Source organism: Streptomyces sp. NPDC003456, assembly GCF_042878735.1.
Classification (GTDB): domain Bacteria; phylum Actinomycetota; class Actinomycetes; order Streptomycetales; family Streptomycetaceae; genus Streptomyces.
Map to the genome: position 1 here is coordinate 220,877 of NZ_JBIAOK010000007.1, position 16,433 is coordinate 237,309.

The window sequence follows — 16,433 nt, forward strand, 5'->3', positions numbered from 1 at the left end:
CGCGGTTACGTTGGCGACATGGCCGAAAACAGTGCATCGGTGTACGCGGAGGGCGTCCCCTGCTGGGTGGACGCGCAGCTCCCCGACGTCGAGGCGGGCAAGCGGTTCTACGGGGACCTCTTCGGGTGGACCTTCGAGGACTGGTTCGGCCCGTTCACGCGGGCGCTGAAGGGCGGCGAGCCGGTGGCCGGGCTGGTCCGCAAGATGGACGGCAGGCTGCCCTCCGTCTGGACGGTGTACTTCGCCACCCCCGACGCGGCCGCCCTGGCCCGGCGCGTGCGGGACGCGGGCGGGCAGGTCGTCTCGGCGCCGGTGCCGGCCGGCGGACTCGGCGTCGCGGCGCTGGTCACCGACCCCGAGGGTGCCGTCTTCGCCCTGTGGCAGCCCGGGGAGCACCCCGGCTTCGGCACGCGGCACGAGCCGGGCACCTTCGCCTGGACCGAGCTGTACACCCGGGACACCGAGGCGGCCAACACCTTCTACGGCGACCTCTTCCACGAGGCCCTGTTCGGGCCGGACGCCGAACCGGACTTCGGCCGCGCGCCCGTCTCCGACGTCTTCCCGGCGGAGATGCCGCCCCACTTCCTCGTCCACTTCGCCGTCGAGGACGTACCGGCCGCGCTGGAGGACGTGACGCGGCTCGGCGGACGCGTCCAGGCCCCGCCCTTCCGCACCTCCTACGGCACCGTGGCCGTCGTCACCGACGACCAGGGGGCGTCGTTCGCGCTGCTGGACCGCTGACCGGGCAGAATTTGGTCTGTTTTTGGTGGCCTGTGTGCGGACACATCCGAATTGTCACCGGGTTCGCCACCACGGCTCGGGCCAGGAAGAATCAGGGTGCGTGCCGCCATGGCGGTGCGGTGGTGAGACGCTGCACGGGGTCGCGTGGAAGATGTGGCTTGGCGCGGCTCGTACGGGGAGGTGGCAGGCAGAGTGGTGGATCAGCTGACGCAGCACGATCCGCGGCGGATCGGGCCGTTCGAGGTGCTGGGACGGCTGGGTGCCGGCGGCATGGGGCTGGTCTATCTCGCGCGCTCGGCGTCCGGCCGGCGCGTGGCGATCAAGACCGTCCGGACGGAGCTGGCCGAGGACCAGCTGTTCCGGGTCCGCTTCACGCGCGAGGTGGAGGCGGCCCGGGCCGTCTCCGGCTTCTACACGGCCGCCGTCGTGGACGCCGACCCGCGTGCGGCCGTGCCCTGGCTGGCCACCGCCTACGTCCCGGCGCCCTCCCTCGAGGAAATAGTGAACGACTGCGGGCCGCTGCCGGCCCAGGCCGTGCGCTGGCTGGCCGCGGGGGTGGCCGAGGCGCTGCAGTCGATCCACGGGGCCGGGCTGGTGCACCGCGACCTCAAGCCCTCGAACGTCCTCGTCGTCGAGGACGGACCCCGCGTGATCGACTTCGGTATCGCCTCCGGTGTGTCGAACACCCGGCTGACGATGACGAACGTCGCCGTCGGCACCCCGGCCTACATGTCACCCGAGCAGGCCAAGGACTCCCGCAGCGTCACCGGCGCCAGCGACGTGTTCTCGCTCGGCTCGATGCTGGTCTTCGCCGCCACCGGGCACCCGCCCTTCCACGGGGCCAACCCGGTCGAGACGGTCTTCATGCTGCTGCGCGAGGGGCCGGACCTCGAAGGGCTCCCCGACGAGCTGCGTCCGCTCATCGAGTCCTGCATGCAGATGGACCCCACGGCCCGCCCCAACCCCGCCGACCTCCAGGCCCAGCTCGCGCCGCACCTGTTCGGCTCCGGCTCCGACGACAGCGGCACGGCCTCCGCGTGGCTGCCCGAGCGGGCCGTCGGCCTGATCGAGTCCCGCCGCAACGGCCGCCCGGCCGGCAAGCCCGCCGGTGCCGGACGGGGCCCGCGCCCCGCCCCCGGCCCCGCGCCCATCCCGCCCCCGCCCGCGCACGACCCGGTCGTCCCGGCCCCCGCGCCGGTGCCCGCCCCGGTCGGCGCACCGGACACCGGCCCCGTCCGGCTCGCCGGCGCCCAGGTGCCCATCGGTCCGGGCCCGCGCGTCGCCGACGTCCGCGCCGCCGCCGTCAAGGCGCCGCCTCCGGAGGCCGCGCTCGCCGCCTCCTGGTCCAAGCCCCGCCCCGGTGTCAACGGCACGGACCCCGCCGTGGGCCCCGCCGTCGCCGCGCCCCCGGCCCCGGCGGCACCGCCCGAGCAGGCCGGCGGCTGGCGTCCCTGGCGCTTCCGCATGTCCAACGACGTCTGGGGCACCCCGGCCGTCGCCGGCGACCTCGTCTACGTCACCTCCTTCGAGGTGCACGCCCTGGACGTGGCCACCGGCCGCCGCCGCTTCAAGACCCGCGACGTCGCCTGGTCCATGGCGGTCGCCGACCAGCGCATCCACGCCTCGGACGGGCCCACCCTGTTCGCCCTCGACGCCCGCGAGGGCGCCGACCTGTGGCGCCTGCAGACCGACGCGTGGGTCTACTCCCTCAAGGCGGAGCGCGGCACGGTCGTCACCGGCACCCGCGGCGGCGGCGTCCAGGGCTGGGAGGCGTCCACCGGGCAGAAGCTGTGGGAGATCACCGGCTGCCAGAGCGACTTCGAGTCCCCCGAGGCCGGACCCGCCCTGCACGACGGCACGGTCTACGTGTGGCAGGACGCCCGCCTGCGCGCCCTGGACGCCCGCACCGGCGACGAGCGCTGGTCCTACCCGATCGGCGACGCGGCCTCCTGCGGCGGCGTCCCGGTCCGGATCGCCCCCGGGACCGACGGGTACGTGTACGTCAGCGCCGGGACCCGCGTCCTCGCCCTCGACGTGGCGGCCGGGCGCGTGAAGTGGCACTTCGAGGCACCGGCCGTCTTCCTCTGCCCGCCCGCCTTCGTCCCCGGCCCGGCCGTCACCGGCGGCGGTGTCTACCTGGCCGACTACCTCGGCACGGTCTACGCCCTCGACGCCACCGACGGCCGCGACCGCTGGCGCATCGCCACCGAGTCCCGTGCCTCGGTCGAGCCGGTCCTGGTCGCCGCGGGCCACGTCCACGTGGGCAGCGGCAAGGGCCTGTACACCCTCGACGCGGTCACCGGGACGCCCAAGTGGCGCTTCCAGGCGGGCGGCGACATCGTCGGCGCCCCCTCGGTCGCCGAGGGCCGCATCCACTTCGGCTCCACCGACCACCTGCTCTACACGCTCAAGGCCGACGACGGCCGGCTGCGCTGGAAGCTCGCCACCGGCGGCGAGATCACCGGCTCCCCGGTGGTGCGGGACGGGGTGGTGTACGCGTGCAGCAAGGACCGCTGCGTGTACGCGCTGGACGCGGAGAAGGGCACCGGGACCGCCCGGACGGCCTGACCCGGGCGCGTGCACCGGCCGTACGCCCGGCGCCACGCCGGGTACGCACCGGTCGACCTACGGTGACATGACCGTGACAGACGATCACTAGGCTGTCCGGCATGCGAATTCGGGGGCGTGCGCTCAGGTACACGGCGGTCTCGGCTCTGGTGGTGCTGGCACTGACCGGCTTCTCCACGGGCCGGGGCGGAGGCGGTGGTCACGGCGGTGACGGAGGCGGGGGCGGATGCAGCAGCTCCAGCCAGGACCACGACAGTTCGAGCTCGTCCGGCTCGGGCGGAGCCTACGGCTCCGACGACACCTACGACGATGACGACGACCAGGGCACCGGCGGCGCCACGTACACCCGCCGGCCGGACCACGGCTCCGCGCCGACCTCCTCGCCCGGCTCGGGCAGCGGCAGGGCCCTGGAGGACGGCACGGCGCGGCTGGTGAGCTGCGCGACCCCGTCCGCCCCGTACGCGACCGTCGAGGTGAGCAACCCCAACGGCCGCACGGCCACGTTCTCCGTCTCGGTCACCTTCGTCGACGGCAGCGGCATCACCGTCGTGGACCGGCGCGCGGACGTCACGGTCCCCGGCCAGGACAAGGCGCTCGTCCGGGTCGAGGTGGGGGCGGGCCTGGTGGACTCCGTCGACGACTGCCGGGCCGACCGCCAGGCCCTCGTCGAGGGCTGAGCGCCCACGGCCCACCGGGGTGAACACCCGGGACCGGGACGGGAGTCGGCACCGCGGCGGCGGGCCCGGTCCGCCGCTGCCACCGGCCGGTTCCCGCCGCACCGGCGCGAACCGCGCGCCGACCGCGCCGCCGCGTGCGGAGAGAGGGTGCAGACCTCGTGGACTCCCGTACGCCGCCCTGTGATCGGTGTCTCCCACGGCTGACGTATCCACCGCGCACAAGGCAAACTGGCGTGGTTGCTCAGGAAGTCGAGGGGGACTGCATGGACGGTGTACCGGTCGGTGTGCCGCGCGTACCGGAGCAGCGGCGTTCCGACTCCTGGCCGGAGTCACCACGGCCGGTGGAGCCGGTACCGCCCGCCCCGCCCGGGGAACCTGCCCGGCCCGAGGGGCCCGCGGCGCTGCGCTTCAGCGTGCTCGGCCCCGTGCGCGCCTGGCGCGGCGAGGAGCCGATCACCACCGGGTCGCCCCAGCAACGCGCCCTGCTCGCCGCCCTCCTGCTGCGCGAGGGCCGTACGGCCACGGCCGCCGAGCTGATCGACGCCCTGTGGGGCGAGGAGCCGCCCTCGCAGGCCCTGGCCGCGCTGCGGACCTACGCCTCCCGGCTGCGCAAGGTCCTCGACCCGGGCGTCCTGGTCAGCGAGTCGGGCGGCTACGCGGTACGGGACCTCGGCGAGGGCGCCCTGGACCTGGCCGCCGCCCAGGACCTGGCGACCGAGGCCGACAAGGCCCGCTCCGCCGGCGACCTGTGCCACGCGCGCGCCACCCTGCGCCGCGCCCTGGCCCTGTGGGACGGGGAGACCCTGGCCGGCGTGCCGGGCCCGTACGCCGAGGCGCAGCGGGTGCGCCTGGAGGAGTGGCGGCTCCAACTCCTGGAGGCGCGGCTCGACATGGACCTGGAGCAGGGCTGCCACGCCGAGGCCGTCTCCGAGCTGACCGCCCTCACCGCCGCCCACCCGCTGCGCGAGCGGCTGCGCGAACTGCTGATGCTGGCGCTGTACCGCAGCGGCCGCCAGGCCGAGGCCCTGGCCGTGTACGCCGACACCCGGCGCCTGCTCGCCGACGAACTGGGCGTGGACCCCCGCCCCGGCCTGAGCGAGCTCCAGCAGCGGATCCTGCGCGCCGACCCGGGTCTCGCGGAGCCGTCCTCACCGGCCCCGGAACCGGCCGCCGTCCCCCTCCGGCCCGCCCAACTGCCCGCCACGGTCCCCGACTTCACCGGCCGCACGGCCTTCGTGCGGGAACTGGGCGACATCCTCGCCTCCGCCGACGGCCGCGTCATGGCGGTGTCGGCCCTGGCGGGCATCGGAGGCGTCGGCAAGACGACCCTCGCCGTGCACGTGGCCCACCAGGCGCGCTCGGCGTTCCCCGACGGGCAGCTGTACGTCGACCTCCAGGGCGCCGGCGCCCGGGCCGCGGAACCGGAGACGGTCCTGGCCTCCTTCCTGCGGGCCCTCGGCACGGCCGGCTCGGCGATCCCCGACTCCCTGGAGGAGCGCGCGGCGCTGTACCGCTCGATGCTGGCCGGCCGCCGCGTCCTGGTCCTGCTGGACAACGCCCGCGACGCCGCGCAGGTGCGCCCGCTGCTGCCCGGCACGGACGGCTGCGCCGCGCTGGTCACCTCCCGGGTGCGGATGGTGGACCTGGCGGGCGCCCACCTGGTCGACCTGGACGTGATGGCCCCGGACGAGGCGCTGGCGCTGTTCACCAGGATCGTGGGCGAGGAGCGGGTCGCCTCCGAGCGCAAGGCCGCCCTGGACGTGGTCGCCGCCTGCGGATTCCTGCCGCTGGCCATCCGCATCGCGGCGTCCCGGCTGGCGGCGCGCCGCACCTGGACCGTCTCCGTCCTCGCGGCGAAACTCGCCGACGAGCGGCGCCGCCTGGACGAGCTGCAGGCCGGGGACCTGGCGGTCAAGGCCACGTTCGAGCTGGGCTACGGCCAGCTGGAGCCCGCCCAGGCCCGCGCCTTCCGCCTGCTGGGCCTGGCCGACGGGCCCGACATCTCCCTCGCCGCGGCGGCCGCCGTCCTGGACCTGCCGGTGGAGGACACCGAGGACCTGCTGGAGTCGCTGGTCGACACGTCCCTCCTCGAGTCGGCGGCCCCCGGCCGCTACCGCTTCCACGACCTGGTCCGGCTCTACGCGCGTGCGTGCGCCGAGCGCGACGAGCAGCCCCCGAGCGAACGCGAGGCGGCCCTGTCCCGGCTGCTGGACTTCTACCTGGCGTCGGCGGCCGGCGTCTACGCGATCGAACGCCCGGGGGACCGCCTCGTCGACCACCTGGAGACCGCGTCGTACCCGGGCCTGCGCTTCGCGGACCGGCACGCCGCGCAGGACTGGCTGTACGCCGAGGCCATCTGCCTCCTGGCGCACGTACGGCAGTCGGCGGGCCTGCCGCGGACCCTCCCGCGCGCCATCGACCTGCTGTGGGCCGCGCACGACCTGTCCGAGTCGGGGGCCAACTCCAAGGAGTACGAGGCGACGGCCACGGCGCTGCTCGGCGCGGCCCGCGCGCACGGACTGAAGAGGGCGGAGGCGCGGGCGCTGATGACGCTCGTCAACGTCCACCATGTGAGCGGCCGTTTCGAACGGGCCGACGAGGAGGCGGAGCGGGCCATCCAGCTCGCCCGGGAGGCCGACGACCTGCTGCCCGTGTGCTGGGCGCGCAACGCGCGCGGCATCATCGCGCTCTACCAGAACCGCCACGAGGACGGCGAGGAGCACCTGTCCCGGGCCATCGAGCACTTCCGGGCCCTCGGCGACCGCCCCGGCGAGGCCGCCGCCCTGTGCAACCTCTCCCGGATCCGCCTGGCGACCGGGCGGACCCAGAGCGCGGTGGCGCTGGCCCAGGAGGGCATCGGCATCTACGACGCCATGGGCAACTCCATGCGCGGCGCCAACGCCCGCTACGCCCTCGGACTTGCCCTCACCCAGAGCGGGGAGCTGGGCGACGCGGCCGGACGGCTCCAGGAGGCGCTGGAGGTGTTCCGCGACAGCAGGCAGCGCCTGTGGGAGGGCATGAGCCTGTTCCGGCTGGCCGAGGTGGACCTGGCCGCCCGGCGCCCCGCCCAGGCGGCGGCCAACGCCGAGATGGCCCTGACCGTGCTGCGCGGGATCGGCGGCGAGTGGCGGCGGGGCAACGTGCTCACCGTCCTCGGCCGCGCCCTCAGCGGCATCAACCAGACGGGACGGGCCCAGGTCTGCTGGCAGGAGGCGGCCGGCATCTACGAGGAGCTGGGCTCACCGGAGGCCGCCGAGGTGAGGGCGCTGCTGACGCCGGTGCGGGCGGCCTGAGGCCCGATCCGGGGCGTTCATCGTTCGTTTATCGCCCTCCGTCATGATTCATCTCAGTCGATCCGTCGCGTCGGGGGGCAGACGGGTCGACGCACCGGGCCTCGCACCGCATCCGGGCGAGCCGCCCGGGCGGGCCCGTCCGGTCGTCCTCGGGGGAGTGACCGGCCGGGCCCGCCGACCCACTGCCCCATCCACGCCGAAGGGAAGTCGACGACCATGGGCGACGAACTCAAGCCGCAGGACCTGCACGCGACCGGCGAGCCGCTGGAGACCAAGGACCTGCACGCCACGAACGAACCGCTGAAGCCGCAGGACCTGCACGCGACCGGCGAGCCGCTGGAGACCAAGGACCTGCACGCCACGTCGGAGCCGTTCAAGCCGACGAAGTAGGCCACCGCACGGGGGAATCGGGGGAATCGGGGAACACGGGGGAGACCGGTCGCGACGGCGCGGAGGGGAGGCCGTCGCGGCCGGTCCGTGTGTGCGCCACCCTCACCGGCCGCCGGACACCGCGGAGTTGCCGTGCGGTCACCCGCTCCGGCGGCCCAGGAAGACGGGGTTGGTGAACGCCGCCAGCGGACCGGGCAGCGGCCCCGCCGCCGCCTCGTGCCGCAACTCCGCCCGCACGTACGCCGCGTACGACGGCGTCGTGCGCCACTCGACCGTGCCCGCGCCGGACACCGGCAGCGGGTCACTGGTGTGCAGCACCCCCTGGTCGGTGACGAACCGGACCGTGCAGCGCGGGGCGCCGGTGACCTCCAGCCGGACGGTGACGGGGGTGTCGCGGCCGACGCCGAGCCGCTCGCCGATGCCCGCGTGCTCGCCCCGCCCGCCGGACACCCGGAACGACAGGGAGACCCGGGCCGACTCCGCCACGTAGGACCGGCCCGCGCGGATGCCCTCCTGGACGGCCTCCCGGGTCAGGTCGTCGGCTAGCACCACCGTCTGGGGACTGCCCACGGAGTCGGGGGCGCGGTGGGCGTCGCTGCTGCCCATGGCCGGGATCCAGTCGCGCCCGTCCCGCACGGACGCCACCAGCATGCTGTCCCAGTCGGCCAGGGCGACCTCGTCGTCGGGCGTCCAGGGGCCGTTCCACACCTCGATGGCGTCGGCCTCGGCGAAGCCGAACTTCCAGTTGCAGCCGATGCAGGTGGCGTGCGGATGCGCCGGGACGACCAGGCCGCCCGCCCGCCTCACCTGGCGCGCGAACCGGCCGAAGCGGTTGTCGCGGGCCCGGTAGCGCCAGTCGACGAAGGTCCCGGGGTCCGTGCCGAGCGCGACGACGTGCCCGTTGCGGGTGGTGATCTCCTCGCCCAGCATCACCAGCAGGTCGTCCCCGGCCACGTCGGCCCAGTGGGCGTGCGCGCTGTGGGTGTTGTGCTCCGAGGAGTTGATGAAGTCGAGACCGGCCGCGCGGGCCAGCTCCCCGATCTCGGCCGGGGTGCGGCGGCCGTCGGAGTGCCAGGAGTGCAGGTGGCAGTCGCCCCGGTACCAGGCCCGGCCCCGCCCCGCGGCCCGCTCGGGCGGATACACGGGTTCGACGCTCTCCCCAGGCTCCCCGTACGCCAGCGTGACCGTGATCTCGTAGGACAGTCCCTGCGGGGCGATGGTGTAGGGGCCGAGCGCGATGTGCCAGGTGCCCTCGCGCACCGGGCCCGGCAGGTAGCCCGGCGTGGCCTCGTCCGCCCGGATGAAGAACTCGGTGCGCGCCCCGCCCGACCAGCCGCGGAAGCCCCGGCCGCCGAGCTCGGTGCCGCGCTCGTCGAAGACGCCGATGTCCAGGGCGTTGCCCGGGGTGCCGGCCGGGACGGAGGGCCGGTCGTAGGTGTAGGCGACCCTCAGCTCCCGCACCCCGGCCGGGACCTCGACCGGCACGTACACGAAGTCCGGGGAGCCGGGCGGCAGCGTGCCGCGCACCGTCCTGCTCTCCGGCCGCCCACCGGCCCCTGACGCGAAGCTCACGCCTCCCAAACTAAGCGCGGCGGCCGCTCCCGTCACGAACAGGGCCCGCCGGCCGAGTCCGCCGTGCTGGTCCTCGCACATGCTGCTGCTCCCGGGTGTCGTCGGCGACAAGGGCGTGGAGGGTGCGGGGGTGGCGCGTGGAACCTCGTGCCCAGCCTTGCAGCGGGCCGTGAACCCCGGTGCACGGCAGGGGGACGCGCGGATTTCGGCCGCAGGGCGGGCGGTGAATGCCGACCGGTCGGTATGGACAGGTCCCCCTCCCTCGGGTACAGATGGGTCATGCGCATCGCCGTGACGATCTTCCTCACCGACGAGACGATCACTCCGACCCGGCTGGCCCGGGAGCTGGAGGAGCGCGGTTTCGCCGGTCTGTATCTGCCCGAGCACACGCACATCCCCGTCGAGCGGGCCACGCCCTACCCGGTGGGCGGTGAGCTGCCGCGGGAGTACGGGCGCACCCTCGACGCGTTCGTGGCGCTCGGCCAGGCCGCCGCCGTCACCGAGCGGCTCGGGCTCGGCACGGGCATCACGCTCGTCGCCCAGCACGACCCGATCGACCTGGCCAAGCGGATCGCGACCCTGGACCACCTGTCCGGGGGCCGGTTCACCCTCGGGCTCGGCTTCGGCTGGAACGTCGAGGAGGCCGCCGACCACGGCGTGCGGTGGAGCACCCGGCGGGCGCTGGTCCGGGACCGGATGGCCCTGATGCGGGCCCTGTGGTCCGAGGAACCGACGGGTCACGACGGGGAGTTCGGCAGTGTCCGGCCGAGCTTCGCCCACCCCAAGCCCGTGCAGCGGCCGCGCGGCCCGGTCGTCGGCCCGCGCACCCTCGTCGGCGGCGGCGCCGGGCCCAAGCTGTTCGCCCACATCTGCGAGTACGCCGACGGCTGGCTGCCCATCGGCGGACGCGGCCTGTCCGAGTCGCTGCCCCTGCTGCGCGCGGCCTGGGCCGAGGCGGGCCGCGACCCCGACGCCCTCCAGGTCGTCCCCTACGCCGTCCGTCCCGCCCCCGGCAAGCTCGCCCACTACGCCGACCTCGGTATCGGGGAGACCGTGGTCCAGCTGCCCCCGGGCGGGGAGGCGGAGGTGCTGAAGGCGCTGGACGGGCTCGCGGAGTACCTCTGACGGCCGCCGCCGGCCGGCCGGCCCGCCCTCCTAGAATGCGGTGGTCTTCAGCCGGGCGCGCACCTCGGCGCGGCCGACCACCGCGCGGCAGGGGGTGCGGGACCGGCGCACGGTCACGACGGGGGAGTGCGCGGTGAGATTCGCCTGGTTTTCCTGGCTGGTGCGGCATTTCGGCGAGTACGGCTACAGCCAGGGCCTGCTGCGCGGCGCGATCGGCACGCTCGCGGTGCTGGTGACCGCCGCGCTGCTGTGGTTCGCCCTGCACCGCAACCGGCCGGCCGCCGCGGCCGCCGCCGGGGCGGTGTCCGCCCTGGGCATCGGATGGCTGGCCTTCCACTGACCGTCCCCCGGTCCTGATCAGCACACTCGTATGCTCGGAGGATGACGACTGCCGCGAGCTCCGGAACCGGACCCACCGAGAACTCCCTGCGTCGCGCCCTGAAACGGGCCAGGGACGGCGTCTCGCTCGACGTCGCCGAGGCGGCGGTCCTGCTCCAGGCGCGCGGTGAGCACCTGCGGGACCTGTCCGCCTCGGCGGCCCGGGTGCGCGACGCGGGTCTGGAGGCGGCCGGCCGGCCCGGCGTCATCACGTACTCCAAGAGCGTCTTCATCCCCCTGACGCGGCTGTGCCGGGACAAGTGCCACTACTGCACGTTCGTCACCGTCCCCGGCAAGCTGCGCCGCGCCGGGCACGGGATGTTCATGTCCCCGGACGAGGTGCTGGACATCGCCCGCAAGGGCGCCGCCCTCGGCTGCAAGGAAGCGCTCATCACCCTCGGCGACAAGCCCGAGGACCGCTGGCCGGAGGCGCGCGAGTGGCTCGACGCGCACGGCTACGACGACACCCTCGCCTACGTCCGCGCCGTCTCCGTCCGGATCCTGGAGGAGACGGGCCTGCTGCCGCACCTCAACCCGGGCGTGATGAGCTGGTCCGACTTCCAGCGGCTCAAGCCCGTCGCGCCCAGCATGGGCATGATGCTGGAGACCACCGCGACCCGCCTGTGGTCGGAGCCGGGCGGCCCCCACCACGGCTCGCCCGACAAGGAGCCCGCCGTCCGCCTGCGCGTCCTGGAGGACGCGGGGCGTTCCTCCGTCCCCTTCACCTCCGGGCTGCTCATAGGCATCGGCGAGACCTTCGAGGAGCGCGCCGAGTCGCTGTTCGCGCTGCGCAAGGTCTCCCGGGCCTACCACGGGATCCAGGAGCTGATCATCCAGAACTTCCGCGCCAAGCCGGACACCGCGATGCGCGGCATGCCCGACGCGGAACTCGACGAACTGGTCGCCACGGTGGCCGTCGCCCGGCTCCTCATGGGGCCGAGCGGCAACATCCAGGCCCCGCCCAACCTCGTCGACGGCGAGTACGAGCGGCTGATCGCCGCCGGCATCGACGACTGGGGCGGCGTCTCCCCGCTCACCATCGACCACGTCAACCCCGAGCGGCCCTGGCCGCAGATCGAGCAGCTCGCCGAGAAGTCCCGCGCGGCCGGGTTCGAACTGCGCGAACGGCTGTGCGTGTACCCGGAGTTCGTCCGGCGCGGCGAGCCCTGGCTGGACCCGCGGCTGCGCCCGCACGTGGCGGCCCTGGCCGACCCGGAGACCGGCCTCGCCCGCCCGGAGGCCCTGCCGCGGGGCCTGCCCTGGCAGGAGCCGGAGGAGGTCTTCACCGCCTCGGGCCGCACGGACCTGCACTCCTCGATCGACACCGAGGGCCGCACGTCGGACCGCCGGGACGACTTCGACGAGGTGTACGGCGACTGGGGCGCCCTGCGCGAGGCCGCCGCCCCGGGCATGGCACCCGAGCGCATCGACACCGACGTACGGCAGGCCCTGCGCACGGCCGCCGACGATCCGACGAAGCTCACCGACGACGAGGCGCTGGCCCTGCTGCACGCGGACGGCCCGGCGCTGGACGCGCTCGCCCGGGTCGCCGACGACGTGCGCAAGTCGGCCGTGGGCGACGACGTCACCTACATCGTCACGCGCAACATCAACTTCACCAACGTCTGCTACACCGGCTGCCGCTTCTGCGCCTTCGCCCAGCGCCGCACCGACGCCGACGCCTACACCCTCTCCCTGGACCAGGTCGCCGACCGGGCCCGGCAGGCGTGGGACGTGGGCGCGGTGGAGGTCTGCATGCAGGGCGGCATCCACCCGGACCTGCCCGGCACGGCCTACTTCGACATCGCCCGGGCCGTGAAGGAACGCGTCCCCGGGATGCACGTCCACGCGTTCTCGCCGATGGAGGTCGTCAACGGCGCTACCCGCACGGGGATGTCGGTCCGCGAGTGGCTGACCGCCGCCCAGGAGGCGGGCCTGGACACCATCCCGGGCACGGCCGCCGAGATCCTCGACGACGAGGTCCGCTGGATCCTCACCAAGGGCAAACTGCCCGCGGCCGACTGGATCGACGTCGTGACGACGGCCCACGAGCTGGGCATCCGCTCGTCCTCGACGATGATGTACGGGCACGTCGACCAGCCGCGCCACTGGCTCGGGCACCTGCGCACCCTGGCGGGCATCCAGCAGCGCACGGGCGGCTTCACCGAGTTCGTGACGCTGCCGTTCGTGCACACCAACGCGCCGGTCTACCTCGCGGGCATCGCCCGCCCGGGGCCGACCGTGCGGGACAACCGCGCGGTCACGGCCATGGCCCGGCTCCTGCTGCACCCGTGGATTCCGAACATCCAGACGAGCTGGGTCAAGCTCGGGACCGAGGGGGCGGCCGAGATGCTGCGCTCCGGCGCGAACGACCTCGGCGGGACCCTCATGGAGGAGACCATCTCCCGCATGGCCGGCTCCTCGTACGGCTCGTACAAGTCGGTCAAGGACCTGATCGCGGTGGCGGACGCGGCCGGGCGCCCCGCGCGACCCCGCACGACCCTGTACGGGGAGGTGCCCGAGGAGCGGCAGCGGGCGGCGGCGGCGTCCGACGGGCATCTGCCGGAGCTGCTCCCGGTGCTGGACTGAGGGGCGGGGCCGGCGACGGCCCTACTGGCCTGCGGCGTCCGCCGGCTGGTGCTCCGTCACGGGGCGGCCGGTCGCGGCGCCGCGTGCCGCCGGGCGCGGGGGCGGGGCGCCCCGGCCCGCCCACAGCAGCAGCAGGCCGAGGGTGCCGGCGACGGCGGGCCAGTAGACGTAGCGGTAGTCCGTCGCGGGCATGATCGGCAGGTAGCCGAGGATGTAGGCCGCGGCGCTGACGCCCAGGGCCCGGACCGGTGCGGCGAAGGCGCCCCGGCCGGGCCGGACGGCCAGGACGAGCGCGACGGCCAGCCAGAACCAGCCGCGGAACAGCCAGGGCAGGTCGGCGACCATGCCCTTGACGTACGAGCCGAGCATGTCCTCCAGGCGGGGGTGCGCCACCTCGATGCCCAGGTCGTTGCGGGTGATGCCCGCCTTGTAGGGGTAGCCGGTCTCGAACAGCAGCGTCGCGAACAGCCGCAGCCGGTACTGGACGTACTGCGGCAGGTGTCCGCCCATCTCCCGCAGCCACAGGGAGGTGATCTCGCCCGCGTCGCCGCGCAGCCCGTCCGCCGGCCGTGCGTAGCAGGCCCAGTAGGCGTCCGACAGGGCTCCGATGCGCTCGCACTCGCGCGCGGAGGCCACGAGCCGGTCCCGCAGGGCGGGGGAGACGTCCGCCGAGCGCAGTTCGTCCACCCGCAGCACGTGCACGAGGTCGTCGAGCATGATCTGGGCGCCCTGCTCGGTCTGCAGCGGCCGGGCGAACAGGGAGATGGCGGCGGCCGGCACGACCAGCGCGGCGGCGAGCGCGGCGCTGCACCGCACCCACGTGCCGCGGCCGGGGCCGCGCCACAGCGTGAGGACGAGCAGGACGAAGACGGGCAGCGCGGCGACGAAGGCGTTCTTGCGCACGAGCATGGCGTAGGCGAGGAACAGCACGCCCAGCCAGAGCAGCCCCCACCGCACGGCGGGGCGGACGTCCCGGTCCCGGATCCGCAGGCCCGTGAGGGCGACGGCGCACGCGGCGAGCAGCGCCTGGGCGGCGTGGACGTCCTTCCAGACCACTCCGGCGAACGTGAGCACGTACGGGGCCAGGCCGATGCCGAGCACGGCGAGCGAGGCGCCGCGCCGGCCGGTCAGGTCCGCCACGCACCGGGCCAGCACCCACAACGCGCCCCACAGCACGAGCGCCTGCACGACGAGCATCGCGGTGAGGGTGCCGGTCACCGCGATCAGGGCCCGCCACACCAGGCTCAGCACGGGCGGATGCCAGTCCGTCAGCGGCTTCTTCCCCTCGGCCTGCCGGAGCTGGTCGAGGCTGTCGGGACTGAGGAAGCCGGGGGCGAAGACGAGGATCGTGGCCAGGCAGCACACGGCGGCGGCGCCGGCCAGGACCCGGTTCCAGTGCCGCGTCCGAGACATCCATCCCATTTGTCCCATGTGCCGGATGCTAACGGCTCAGGGTGCGACGAAGACGTAGCGCCGGTAGGCGTAGAAGCGGAACAGGGTCGCGAGCGCCCAGCCGAGGATGCGGGCCGTGTTGTCGCTGAGCGCGGAGTCGAGGCCGAGCAGGTGCCGGGAGGCGAAGACGGTCCCGGCGGTGATGGCGAGCCCCACGCCGTTGGCGACGAGGAACAGGACGAGTTCGCGGGTCACCTGGTCGCGGTGCCGGTCGCGGTAGGTCCAGTAGCGGTTCCCGGCCCAGCTGAACAGCGCGGCGGCGCAGGTCGCCACGACCGACGCCTGGACCGGGGAGGCGCTCATCGGCCCGCCGCGCGCACCGCCGGGCAGCCCGAAGACGAGCAGGTTGTAGCCGCCGTTGTCGACGACGAACGCCAGCGCGCCCACGACGCCGAACTTGGCGGCTTCGCGCCAGATGCCCCGCACGGCGTGGCGCACGGAGCTGGTCACAGAGGGAGGAACCGGCACGAAAGGGAGGGTAGCCACCCGGCGTGGCCTCACTCCGAGGGCACGCGCATATCGCATCATTTCCTACTATCCGACAGCGCTGCGGGCGAGGAGTGGCGAGGAGTGGGAGTGGCAGTGGAACCGACGATCGCGTGTGTCGTGCCGTGTCACAACGAGGAGGCGGCCGTCGCCAAGGTGGTCCGCGACCTGCGCGCCGCCCTGCCCGAGGCCGTGGTCTACGTGTACGACAACGCCTCCACCGACCGCACGGTCGAGGTCGCCCGGGCGGCGGGCGCGGTCGTCCGCGAGGAGCCCCGCAAGGGCAAGGGCAACGTCATCCGCCGCGCCTTCGCCGACGTCGACGCGGACGCGCTGCTCCTCATCGACGGCGACGACACCTACGACGCCTCCCGCGCCCGGGACCTGGTCGACCTGCTCTTCGAGGGCCCCTACGACCAGGTCGTCGGCGCCCGCCGGGTGACGGTGGACGGGGCGTACCGGGCCGGGCACGCCGTGGGCAACAAGGTGCTCACCGGGGCCGTGCGCTCGCTGTTCGGCAACGACGTGACCGACATGCTCAGCGGCTACCGGGTGTTCTCGCGGCGGTTCGTGAAGTCCTTCCCGGCGCTGGCCCGGGAGTTCGAGACCGAGACCGAGATGACCATCCACGCGCTGCACCTGCGGCTGCCCACCGCCGAGGTGTCCGTGGACTACCGGGTCCGGCCCGCCGGCGGCGAGAGCAAGCTGCGCACCTACCGCGACGGCTGGCGCATCCTGCGGGTCATCCTCGACCTCGCGCGCCGCGAACGCCCCTCGCTGGTCCACACCCTCATCGCGGGCGTGCTGGCCCTGGTCTCGCTGATCCTGGGCATCCCGGTCATCGCCGACTTCGTCGAGACGGGCACCGTGCCCCGGGTCCCGACCGCGATCCTCGCCGCCGCGATCATGACGATCGCGGCGCTGGTGCTGCTGTCCGGCTACATCCTCGAGTCGCTCACGCACATGCGCCAGGAGCAGACCCGGCTGGTGCACCTCGCCTACCCGGCCCCCGTCCGCGCCCCGCGCTACACGGCCCGGGGCGCCGGCACCGGCCCGGTCCCGGTGCGCAAGACGGCCGACGGCCCCTGAGGCCGCAGGGGAGCCACCCGCGCGCAGTACGATGATCGGAACCCCGATGCTGTGCGGGGTCCCGTGACTGAGG

Annotated in this window: 12 protein-coding genes; 9 read left to right on the top strand and 3 right to left on the bottom strand. The window is 74.5% G+C overall.

The features are described from left to right. The first annotated feature begins 18 nt into the window (after window positions 1–18). The 5 genes from ACFYWG_RS28430 (at window position 19) to ACFYWG_RS28450 (ending at window position 7,669) form a co-directional block, all read left to right on the top strand. Window positions 19–741, top strand: a complete 723-nt coding sequence (locus ACFYWG_RS28430) for a VOC family protein (protein ID WP_385412472.1) — start codon at window positions 19–21, stop codon at window positions 739–741. 192 nt (window positions 742–933) lie between these two features. Then, window positions 934–3,309: a PQQ-binding-like beta-propeller repeat protein gene (locus ACFYWG_RS28435; RefSeq protein ID WP_389204090.1), complete on the top strand. Its 2,376-nt coding sequence runs from the start codon at window positions 934–936 to the stop codon at window positions 3,307–3,309. 101 nt (window positions 3,310–3,410) lie between these two features. Beyond that, a complete protein-coding gene (locus ACFYWG_RS28440; protein ID WP_376326880.1) occupies window positions 3,411–3,986 on the top strand; it encodes a hypothetical protein in 576 nt (191 codons plus the stop codon). Window positions 3,987–4,249: 263 nt separating this feature from the next. Further along, window positions 4,250–7,279 (top strand): BTAD domain-containing putative transcriptional regulator, encoded by a 3,030-nt coding sequence (locus ACFYWG_RS28445; protein ID WP_376326879.1) that lies wholly within the window; start codon window positions 4,250–4,252, stop codon window positions 7,277–7,279. A gap of 216 nt (window positions 7,280–7,495) precedes the next feature. Further along, the gene (locus tag ACFYWG_RS28450) at window positions 7,496–7,669 is read left to right on the top strand and encodes a hypothetical protein (RefSeq protein WP_376326878.1); all 174 of its coding nucleotides are present in this window, start codon (window positions 7,496–7,498) and stop codon (window positions 7,667–7,669) included. 138 nt (window positions 7,670–7,807) lie between these two features. On the opposite strand, the gene ACFYWG_RS28455 is transcribed toward ACFYWG_RS28450, so the two are convergent. Beyond that, complete coding sequence (locus ACFYWG_RS28455; RefSeq protein ID WP_389204091.1) at window positions 7,808–9,322, bottom strand: CehA/McbA family metallohydrolase; 1,515 nt, start codon at window positions 9,320–9,322, stop codon at window positions 7,808–7,810. A gap of 198 nt (window positions 9,323–9,520) precedes the next feature. Here ACFYWG_RS28455 and ACFYWG_RS28460 point away from each other — a divergent pair, with 198 nt between their 5' ends. The 3 genes from ACFYWG_RS28460 to ACFYWG_RS28470 all read left to right on the top strand — a co-directional run bounded on the left by ACFYWG_RS28460 (window position 9,521) and on the right by ACFYWG_RS28470 (window position 13,333). Then, window positions 9,521–10,366 (top strand): LLM class F420-dependent oxidoreductase, encoded by an 846-nt coding sequence (locus ACFYWG_RS28460; protein WP_389204092.1) that lies wholly within the window; start codon window positions 9,521–9,523, stop codon window positions 10,364–10,366. 133 nt (window positions 10,367–10,499) lie between these two features. Further along, window positions 10,500–10,706: a hypothetical protein gene (locus ACFYWG_RS28465; RefSeq protein WP_383501880.1), complete on the top strand. Its 207-nt coding sequence runs from the start codon at window positions 10,500–10,502 to the stop codon at window positions 10,704–10,706. A gap of 41 nt (window positions 10,707–10,747) precedes the next feature. Continuing rightward, entirely contained in the window at window positions 10,748–13,333 is a 2,586-nt protein-coding gene (locus ACFYWG_RS28470) for a bifunctional FO biosynthesis protein CofGH (RefSeq protein WP_389204094.1), read from the top strand. Window positions 13,334–13,354: 21 nt separating this feature from the next. On the opposite strand, the gene ACFYWG_RS28475 is transcribed toward ACFYWG_RS28470, so the two are convergent. Both ACFYWG_RS28475 and ACFYWG_RS28480 read right to left on the bottom strand, forming a co-directional pair. After that, the gene (locus tag ACFYWG_RS28475) at window positions 13,355–14,764 is read right to left on the bottom strand and encodes a hypothetical protein (RefSeq protein WP_389204095.1); all 1,410 of its coding nucleotides are present in this window, start codon (window positions 14,762–14,764) and stop codon (window positions 13,355–13,357) included. Window positions 14,765–14,782: 18 nt separating this feature from the next. Then, a complete protein-coding gene (locus tag ACFYWG_RS28480; protein WP_383501871.1) occupies window positions 14,783–15,235 on the bottom strand; it encodes a GtrA family protein in 453 nt (150 codons plus the stop codon). Window positions 15,236–15,361: 126 nt separating this feature from the next. Here ACFYWG_RS28480 and ACFYWG_RS28485 point away from each other — a divergent pair, with 126 nt between their 5' ends. Next, a complete protein-coding gene (locus ACFYWG_RS28485) occupies window positions 15,362–16,360 on the top strand; it encodes a glycosyltransferase family 2 protein (protein WP_389204096.1) in 999 nt (332 codons plus the stop codon). Window positions 16,361–16,433: the final 73 nt, after the last annotated feature.

What these genes read in the sequence shown, in the direction of transcription:
- ACFYWG_RS28430 (WP_385412472.1), top strand. Translation starts at nt 19, where the DNA reads ATGGCCGAAAACAGTGCATCGGTGTACGCGGAGGGCGTCCCCTGCTGG.
- ACFYWG_RS28440 (WP_376326880.1), top strand. Translation starts at nt 3,411, where the DNA reads ATGCGAATTCGGGGGCGTGCGCTCAGGTACACGGCGGTCTCGGCTCTG.
- ACFYWG_RS28445 (WP_376326879.1), top strand. Translation starts at nt 4,250, where the DNA reads ATGGACGGTGTACCGGTCGGTGTGCCGCGCGTACCGGAGCAGCGGCGT.
- ACFYWG_RS28450 (WP_376326878.1), top strand. Translation starts at nt 7,496, where the DNA reads ATGGGCGACGAACTCAAGCCGCAGGACCTGCACGCGACCGGCGAGCCG.
- ACFYWG_RS28455 (WP_389204091.1), bottom strand. Translation starts at nt 9,322, where the DNA reads ATGTGCGAGGACCAGCACGGCGGACTCGGCCGGCGGGCCCTGTTCGTG.
- ACFYWG_RS28460 (WP_389204092.1), top strand. Translation starts at nt 9,521, where the DNA reads ATGCGCATCGCCGTGACGATCTTCCTCACCGACGAGACGATCACTCCG.
- ACFYWG_RS28470 (WP_389204094.1), top strand. Translation starts at nt 10,748, where the DNA reads ATGACGACTGCCGCGAGCTCCGGAACCGGACCCACCGAGAACTCCCTG.
- ACFYWG_RS28475 (WP_389204095.1), bottom strand. Translation starts at nt 14,764, where the DNA reads ATGGGACAAATGGGATGGATGTCTCGGACGCGGCACTGGAACCGGGTC.